At 62.1% G+C, this 7,832-nt stretch carries 7 protein-coding genes; 6 read left to right on the top strand and 1 reads right to left on the bottom strand.

The genetic code is table 11. The annotated features are described in order from the left end of the window. Window positions 1-626 (top strand): DUF4070 domain-containing protein (locus VFI82_04745; protein HET7183968.1); only part of this gene is annotated, 626 nt, incomplete at its 5' end. Window positions 627-708: 82 nt separating this feature from the next. Here the strand turns inward: VFI82_04745 and VFI82_04740 are convergent. After that, a complete protein-coding gene (locus VFI82_04740) occupies window positions 709-1,482 on the bottom strand; it encodes a hypothetical protein (protein ID HET7183967.1) in 774 nt (257 codons plus the stop codon). Between the two features lie 205 nt (window positions 1,483-1,687). Here VFI82_04740 and VFI82_04735 point away from each other — a divergent pair, with 205 nt between their 5' ends. From VFI82_04735 to glyS, 5 genes are all read left to right on the top strand, one after another. After that, window positions 1,688-3,790 (top strand): aconitase family protein, encoded by a 2,103-nt coding sequence (locus tag VFI82_04735; GenBank protein ID HET7183966.1) that lies wholly within the window; start codon window positions 1,688-1,690, stop codon window positions 3,788-3,790. A 91-nt stretch (window positions 3,791-3,881) separates the two neighbouring features. Further along, complete coding sequence (locus VFI82_04730) at window positions 3,882-4,151, top strand: ferredoxin family protein (protein ID HET7183965.1); 270 nt, start codon at window positions 3,882-3,884, stop codon at window positions 4,149-4,151. A gap of 242 nt (window positions 4,152-4,393) precedes the next feature. Beyond that, window positions 4,394-5,134, top strand: coding sequence for a DNA repair protein RecO (gene recO, locus VFI82_04725; protein ID HET7183964.1), 741 nt, complete (start codon window positions 4,394-4,396; stop codon window positions 5,132-5,134). A gap of 75 nt (window positions 5,135-5,209) precedes the next feature. Beyond that, on the top strand, window positions 5,210-6,310 hold the full coding sequence (locus tag VFI82_04720) for a glycine--tRNA ligase subunit alpha (protein HET7183963.1): 1,101 nt from the start codon (window positions 5,210-5,212) through the stop codon (window positions 6,308-6,310). An 89-nt stretch (window positions 6,311-6,399) separates the two neighbouring features. After that, the coding region (glyS, locus tag VFI82_04715; GenBank protein HET7183962.1) for a glycine--tRNA ligase subunit beta at window positions 6,400-7,832 on the top strand (1,433 nt) is incomplete at its 3' end.

The raw sequence follows: 7,832 nt of genomic DNA, 5'->3' as shown, positions 1-7,832 counted from the left end.
TGGAGTCGCTGACCGACCAGAACCTGACCGAATCGCGCAAGAAAACGCCGCGGGCATCCGACTACGCGCGGCGGATCGGCATGCTGCACGATTGCGGCATCCAGGTGAACGGCTCGTTTGTGGTTGGCTTCGACCACGATGGCAAAGACGTCTTCGTGCGTACGGCGGATTGGATCGAAACCAACCGGCTGGAATGCGCCACCTTCCACATCCTGACGCCATACCCGGCGACGCCGCTGTTCCGACAAATGGAAACCGAAGGCCGACTTCTGCATCGCGACTGGACCCGCTACGACACGGCGCACGCGGTGTTCCGCCCCCGCCACATGACAGCCGAAGAGCTGGAGCAGGGGTACGCATGGTTGTACCAGCGGCTTTTTTCACACACCTCGATCTGGCGGCGCCGGCCGCAGCAGGCGAGCGCCGTGCCTGCCTACCTCGCCATGTCGTACCTGTACAAACGGTCCAACCGGCTCTGGCACCTGTTGATCCAGCACGACCTCGTACATGCGGTCTGGCGTCCGCTGGTTGAAATCACACGGTGGCGGCACGTTCAATATCGCAAGCGCCTGGCGGCGCAGTTGGAAGCCACGGCTTCGGGACAGGTGGTCCCTGCCGGCGTGTAGTTGGCGGCGTTGAGTTGCAAAGGATGCACATGCGGCGGAAACAGCGGGATGAAGCCCGCGCTCGGCGCCGCACGCATTCGGGCTACTCCATGCCGTTCACGGCGGTCATAACCGCCGGCACTTTGCGGGGCGCGATGGCAATCAAAAGCATTCCGGTGCCGGTCGGCACGTGCACGTTGTTCTCGGACTCCAGAACAATGTCGCCCAACGGATCGGAGTCCCCTGCCAGTCCGACGTCAAGATCGTCAAAGAATCCGTAGACGCCGCACGCGGCCGAGCCAAACACCCATAAGGCCATTTTGCGACCGCCATTTTCAATGCGGCAGCCGGGCTCCGCCACCGACACCAACTGCGCCAATACCCCGCCGTAAGCGGGCTCGCCAATCTTGACCCTGCCATGCATGACCGGTCCGCCGCCGCGATACACGGCATCGCCGCCCACCTGGTAGGTGGTCCAACTGGCCGGGTTGGGGTTGATCATGGGGCCGACCTTCGGCAGTTGTGCCTCCTCTACTTCCCACGGAGAGGCCACCGCACGCAGGGTGGTAATGAGCGGCATCTCGTCCCAATTCTTGGCGCGCAGCCGGTCGAACCGAATGCGGATGTAGGAGCTGCCGTCAGCATTTCTGCCGGCGTCCAGCACGTGACCGGTAACGTGGGAACCTTCGCGGATTTTGCCGCGATCGCCCAAGGGCACATCCTGCGCAATGGTGCCGGAAATCGGCTGGCCGGGTTTTACTTTCCGGGCGTCGAGCGTGCAATCCAGACTGATCGGCAACGCGGTTCCCGGCGGAACTATTGTTTGGTAGTTTCCGAGCACCGCCCACAAGAGAATGGCAGCAACTGTTCCCGTCATGGCGCGCCTCCTGCGTCAACTTCGAATACTGAGATGTCGCGCACGGCAGGCGAGGATCTCTCGCCGCGATCAACCGCTATTGGGCAGGGATGGACCGCAAACCTTCAGCCCGGGTTCCGGGGTGATCGCAGCCGGGAACCGGCCGAAGGCCGTCCAGCATCGTACAATAAGGATAGGGAGCACAAGAAAAAGACGAGGACGGCGTGTGATCAAGTCTCTCCTGGATCGGAAGATCGAAAAGCGTCCCGCGCAGGTGCGTTTGCAGGGACGGATCCTGTTTCTGACGGAGGACCCGGAACTGATCCGCAAGCAGCTTGCCGGCTGGGACCTGCCGTGGGACACGGCGCATCCGGAGAAAAACCCCAAGCTGCGCGACGACATTTCCACCGACGAGATCACCCCGGCGCACATCTGTTTCTTCTTCGACGAGACGCTGGGCGAATTTCCCTACACCGGGCTGAAGTGCGGCCAGGAAACGCCCATCAAGCGCGGCGACGTCAAGCGAGGCGGCTTCGTGGCCGCGGTGAGCGGCAAGCGGCGCGGCAAAGGGTCCAGCCGCGAGCAGTCGCCGTATGCGGAGCGCTGCGCCGGAATTCATCTGGTGATCGCGGAGAACATCGAACGCATATACAAACAAAACTGCCAGAACCTGGGCCTGCTGACCTCGACCGATTTCTCGCTCATCGATTGCGTGCGCCGCGGCGAGGAGATTCCGCTCTCTGTCTTCACCCACGGCGAGGACGAGATCACGCGCCAGGTGATCGAATATGGGGGCCTGTTTCCGTTCAACGTGGCGCGCATCCAGGGGAAAGTTACGGTGCCGGCGATTAGCACGGGGTCGCGGGCGATGACGATCGCGGAAAAGATCTTTGCGAGCCATATGGTGGATGGGCCGTCGGCTATCGGCCATCGGCCATCGGGCCATGAGCGGCAGGGTCCCGCCGACAGCCAACAGCCGACAACCGAGGGCCGACTGCCGAGAGCCGTCCGCCCCGGCGACACCGGATTCACGCGCGTTGACCTGCGTTTCTCGCACGAGTACGTCACCCCGATGGCGGCCATTTTCTACGACCACTTCGTGGGCAAGGGCGTGCCGGTGAACGATCGAGACAGTATCAAGTTCTTTCGCGATCACCTGACTTTCCTCGATGAAGTGATGTCGGAAGAAAAGCGCAAGATGGGGCTGCTGGACCTGGCGACGCAGCTCAAGTTCAAGCAGCAGGACTTCGCCAAAGAACAGGGCATCCAGCTGCACGGCGAATTGAAAGATCGCAAGGGCAGCGAGGGCATCTGCCACTCGGTGATGATCGAGAGCTATGCGCTGCCCGGGCAGGTGAACGTCGGCTCGGACTCGCACACGCCGCACGTCGGCGCCATCGGCTGCGTGGCCTTCGGCATCGGAACGACTGACGTATTCAATTCGTGGATCACGAAAGACGTTCGCGTGAAGGTGCCGGAGTCGGTAAAAGTCCTGATCCGCGGGCGCCGCAAGCCGAACGTGACGGCGAAGGATTTCATCCTTGCCGTGCTGGCTCTGGATTACGTGCGCAGCGGCAAAGCGCTGGCGAAGGTCATCGAGTACGCGGGCGAAGCGGTGGAAGAGTTGAGCGTGGATGAGCGCGCGACGCTGACCAACATGGCGGCGGAGATCGGCGGCTTCACCGGCATTGTTGCGCCGGACAAGAAGGTTGTGGACTTCCTGGTGGAGCGCCGCGGCATGGACCGGGCTCAGGCGGAGAAGCTTACCCGGGGATTGCAGAGCGATTCCGATGCCGAGTACGCGCACGTGATCGAACTCGATGCCAACGAGATTTACCCGATGGTGGCGACGCCGGGCGATCCCGGCAACGGCAAGTTCGTGCGCGATCTGAACACGCCGGTGCCGGTCGAGATCGCTTACGGCGGCACGTGCACTGCCGGCAAGAATGAAGACATGGACATGTACGCGCGCGTGCTCGCCGATGCGCTGAAGCAGGGCAGGCGGGTTGCCGCTTCGGTGAAGTTCTACATCCAGTTCGGATCGCAGGAGACCCGCGACTACTGCATTCGCCGCGGTTACCTGGAGGTGTTCAAGCAGGCGGGGGCGATCGTTATCGAGCCCAGTTGCGGCGCCTGCATCAATGCCGGGCCGGGGGTTTCGACGCGGCCGGACCAGGTGGTGATCAGCGCGCAGAACCGCAATTTTCCGGGACGTAGCGGGCCGGGGCAGATGTACCTGGCCAGCCCGCTGACGGTGGCGGCAAGCGCGGTGGCGGGATATATCACCGAATACGAACCGGCGGCAGAGAGAGAACCAGCGATTGCATAATGCTGGTTGAGGGCGCGGGGGTTTTGCTAAAATCCCGGCCTTCGGCTAGATTCTTACATACAGACCCAGCAGCGAAGGGGAGAAACGACCAATGGCATACGTAATTGCGGAACCCTGCATCGGCACCAAGGACACGGCCTGCGTCGATGCCTGCCCGGTGGACTGCATCCACCCCAAGAAGGACGAGCCGGCGCACGCCAGCGAGGAAATGCTGTATATCGATCCCGTGGAATGCATTGATTGCGGAGCGTGCGTGCCGGTGTGCCCGGTATCGGCGATTTTTGCGCTCGACGACCTGCCGGACAAGTGGAAACAATTCACCGAGCGTAACGCGGCGTACTACGGCCGCACCCCGGCGTAAACAAAAATTTTCCAGCATTGCGGCGCGCATTCCGGAGTGGGATGCGCGCTTTCGTCTTTTTCCCACGGAGTAGCGGTAGCCTCCGCCTCGCAGGAACCGGGGAGATGAAGCAGCTGCCCCGATTCTGAGGCATTCTGGACGCAGGCGGAAAGAAGTGGGGGTGCGCTTTCCCTGCCTGCGTGCCTCAGTTAGAATCATGGTTTACCCACGCTGGAACCGGCGCTTTAGCCAATCGAAGCCTTATGCCTCTCAAGGAATCCGAGGCGGTCGTGCTGCGCAGCTACCCGCTGCGCGAGGCTGATCTGCTGGTGACTTTTTTCACCCGCGCGGAAGGCAAGGTGCGCGGCGTGGCGCGCTCGGCAAAGAAGTCAAAGCGGCGTTTCGGGGGCGCGCTGGAGCCGCTGACGGTGGTCAAGCTGTATTACGAGGATCGCGAGCGGCAGGAGCTGGCACGCATCGACTCGTGCGAGATACTGGAATCGCCGCTGACCGGGGCGGTGGATTATCCGCGGGCGGTGGCGCTGGGACACGTGGCGGAACTGCTCGACGAATTGCTGCCCGATCGCGAGGCCAACGACGCCATCTTCCGGCTGACTTTGTCGGTGTTGCGAACGCTGCGCGCGGGCGCCATCTGGATGCCGCTGACGTACTTCGAGCTGTGGCTGACGCGCCTGGCCGGGTTCCTGCCGGAACTCGGGGAATGCGTGGTTTGCGGCGAAAGACTGAACGGCAGCAGGGCGTATTATCACGCGCTGGTGGACGGGCTGATGTGTCCGAACGACAAGCGCCTGGCCTCGAGCGAGATGACGCCGGAATCGCGGGCGCTGGCGGCGGAGATGTTTCGAGCGCCGGTGGATTCGATGGCGGAGCAGGCATGGCCCAAGGCCAAGGCGGCGGACCTGAGAAAGTGCCTGGTGCAGATTCTGGAACGGCATTTGGAGAAGAAGCTGGTGACGGCAAGCATGCTGGAGAGGCTTCAGTAGCTATTAGCTGTCAGCCCTTAGCTCTTAGCTCGGAGCCAGAAACGTTCCAGCTAAGAGTTAAAGGCTAAAAGCTAAATGCCCAATAAACAAAACGCGCCTACGTTTCAGGAACTGGTCCTGAAGCTGTCGAATTTCTTTGCCGACTACGGGTGCGTGCTGCAGCAGCCGCATGACGTGGAAGTCGGAGCGGGAACGATGGCGCCGGAAACCTTTCTGCGCGTGCTGGGGCCGCAGCCGTACCGCGTGGCGTACTACCAGCCGTCGCGGCGTCCAGCCGATGGACGCTACGGCGAGAACCCGAATCGTCTTTACAAACACTTGCAGATGCAGGTGATCCTTAAACCTCCGCCCGAGGATGTGCAGGGGCTGTACTTGCGCTCGCTGGAGGCGATCGGGATTGACCTGCGACAGCACGACATCAAGTTCGAAGAGGACAACTGGGAGGCGCCGACGCTGGCGGCATGGGGTGTCGGCTGGCAGGTGATGCTGGACGGGCTGGAAATCACCCAGTTCACCTACTTCCAGCAATGCGGCGGAATTGATCTGGACCCGATGTGCGCGGAGCTGACGTACGGTCTGGAGCGGATCGCCGCATTTTTGCAGGACGTGGATTCGATTTATGAGATCACGTGGGCGCGCGATCCGAAGACCGGCGCGGTAGTCAAGTACGGCGACGTGCGCCTGGCGGACGAAGTCCAGTACTCGGCTTACAACTTCGAGTTGGCGGATGTGGACCGGGCGTGGAAACACTTCGAGATGTTCGAAGACGAGTGCAAGGAGCTGCTGGCGGAGTTCGCCAAGCTGACGTCGGAGAAGAAAGAAGAAGGAAAAAAGGAACGGACGCTGGACGAGGATTTCCCGGCGCACCTGCGGGAAGAAATTCGAAAGTTCCCGCTGCTGCCCGCCTATGACTTGTGCCTGAAGTGCTCGAACTTGTTCAACATCCTGGATGCGCGGGGAGCGATCTCGGTCACGGAGCGGGTGGGAGTGATCGCGCGCGTGCGGCAGTTGGCGGTTGGGGTGGCAAAGGCGTGGGTGACGCAACAAAAGGCTGTCAGCCGTCAGCTTTCAGCTGTCGGCGAAAACACGCCCGTGCAAGCCGCTGAACCTCTTAAGGTCAGCGCGAAGCACGTTGCCGCATTTCAGACAAATCAGGAAGTAACCGAGAAGCATTGACACTCGGGAAGTGCGGAGCGCTACAAATGCGTGTGATGTGCATCACGCGTCGGGTACGACGGCAAGTGGGACAATAAGCAGCTCGTAACATGGCAGATTTCTTGCTTGAGATCGGGCTCGAAGAGATTCCGGCGCGGATGATCGATGGCGCCGAGGCGGAGCTGTGCAAGCGCGTGGCGGAGCTGCTGCAGCGCGAATCGCTGGCACAAGAAGCCCAACTGGAGCCGTATTCGACGCCACGGCGATTGGCGGTGCTGGCCCGCGGAATTGCGGAAACGCAGGCGAACGCGGAAGAGCAGGTGCTGGGCCCATCCGTGAAGGTGGCGTACAAGGACGGACAGGCGACCCCGGCGGCGCAGGCTTTTGCGCGCAAGGTGAATGTCGACGTTGCGGCGCTGAAGACGGTCACCACGCCGAAGGGCGAATACCTGGCAGCAACGGTGACGCGCAAGGGGCGCACGGCACATGAAATCCTGGCGGAAGCGCTGCCGAAAGAAATCAGCGCACTGTACTGGGCGAAGAACATGTACTGGCGCCCAGGCAAGCCGGAGCGGTTCGTGCGCCCGGTGCGCTGGATGGTGTCGCTGCTGGGAAATGAAGTGGTGCCGGTAGAGTACGCGGGCATTCGCGCGGCGCGAAGATCGCGCGGACACCGGGTGCTGGGCAAGGATGTGGAGATCAAGGAACCGGCGTCCTACGCCTCCGACCTGAAGCATGAGGGCGTGTTCGCGAAGCGCGAAGAACGACTGGCGCTGATCCGCAAAGAACTCGACCGCTGCTGCCGGACGGTGCCGGGCGCGCGCTGGCGCGAAGACGGCGAACTGCTCAATACGGTCGTAAATCTCACCGAATATCCATCCGTCATCCTCGGCAACTTCGAGCGCGAGTTCCTGTCACTGCCGGAAGAGGTGCTGGTCACGGTAATGCGTGACCATCAAAAGTATTTCGCGGTGGAGGATGCCGGGGGAAAGCTGGCGCCGCATTTTCTGGCGGTGCTGAACATCGACGGCGATCCGGCGGGAATTATTCGCCACGGCAACGAGCGCGTGCTGCGGGCGCGGTTCCGCGATGCGCGCTTCTTCTGGGACACCGACCAGAAGCGCCCGCTGCGGGAGCGCGCCGAATCGCTGCGGAACGTCACCTTCCAGAAGGACTTGGGCAGCTACTACGACAAGACGATTCGGGTGCAGAAGCTGGCAAGCCAGGTTTCCGAGACGCTGGCGGACGCGAACGTCAAGGTGCGCGCAGGCATCGTGCACAAGGCGGCGCTGCTGGCCAAGACCGACCTGACAACCGAGCTGGTGAAGGAGTTCACCGAGCTACAGGGAATTATCGGCGGCCTGTACGCGAAGGCGCAGGGCCTGGATCCCGCCATCGGTGACGCAATTTACGACCAGTACAAACCGGAGTCGATGGAAGACAGGGTGCCGCGTACGATCGAGGGCGCGGTGCTGGCGATCGCCGACAAAGCGGATTCGATTGCCGGCATGTTCGCGCTGGGGCTGATACCGAGCGGGTCGAA

The organism is Terriglobales bacterium (assembly GCA_035691485.1).
GTDB lineage: Bacteria > Acidobacteriota > Terriglobia > Terriglobales > Acidobacteriaceae > JAIQGF01.
This window is presented reverse-complemented; position numbering and strand designations above follow the sequence as displayed.

Excerpts from the sequence above, each read along its gene's own strand:
- VFI82_04720 (HET7183963.1), top strand. The coding sequence starts at position 5,210 with ATGCCCAATAAACAAAACGCGCCTACGTTTCAGGAACTGGTCCTGAAG.
- recO (HET7183964.1), top strand. The coding sequence starts at position 4,394 with ATGCCTCTCAAGGAATCCGAGGCGGTCGTGCTGCGCAGCTACCCGCTG.
- VFI82_04730 (HET7183965.1), top strand. The coding sequence starts at position 3,882 with ATGGCATACGTAATTGCGGAACCCTGCATCGGCACCAAGGACACGGCC.
- VFI82_04740 (HET7183967.1), bottom strand. The coding sequence starts at position 1,482 with ATGACGGGAACAGTTGCTGCCATTCTCTTGTGGGCGGTGCTCGGAAAC.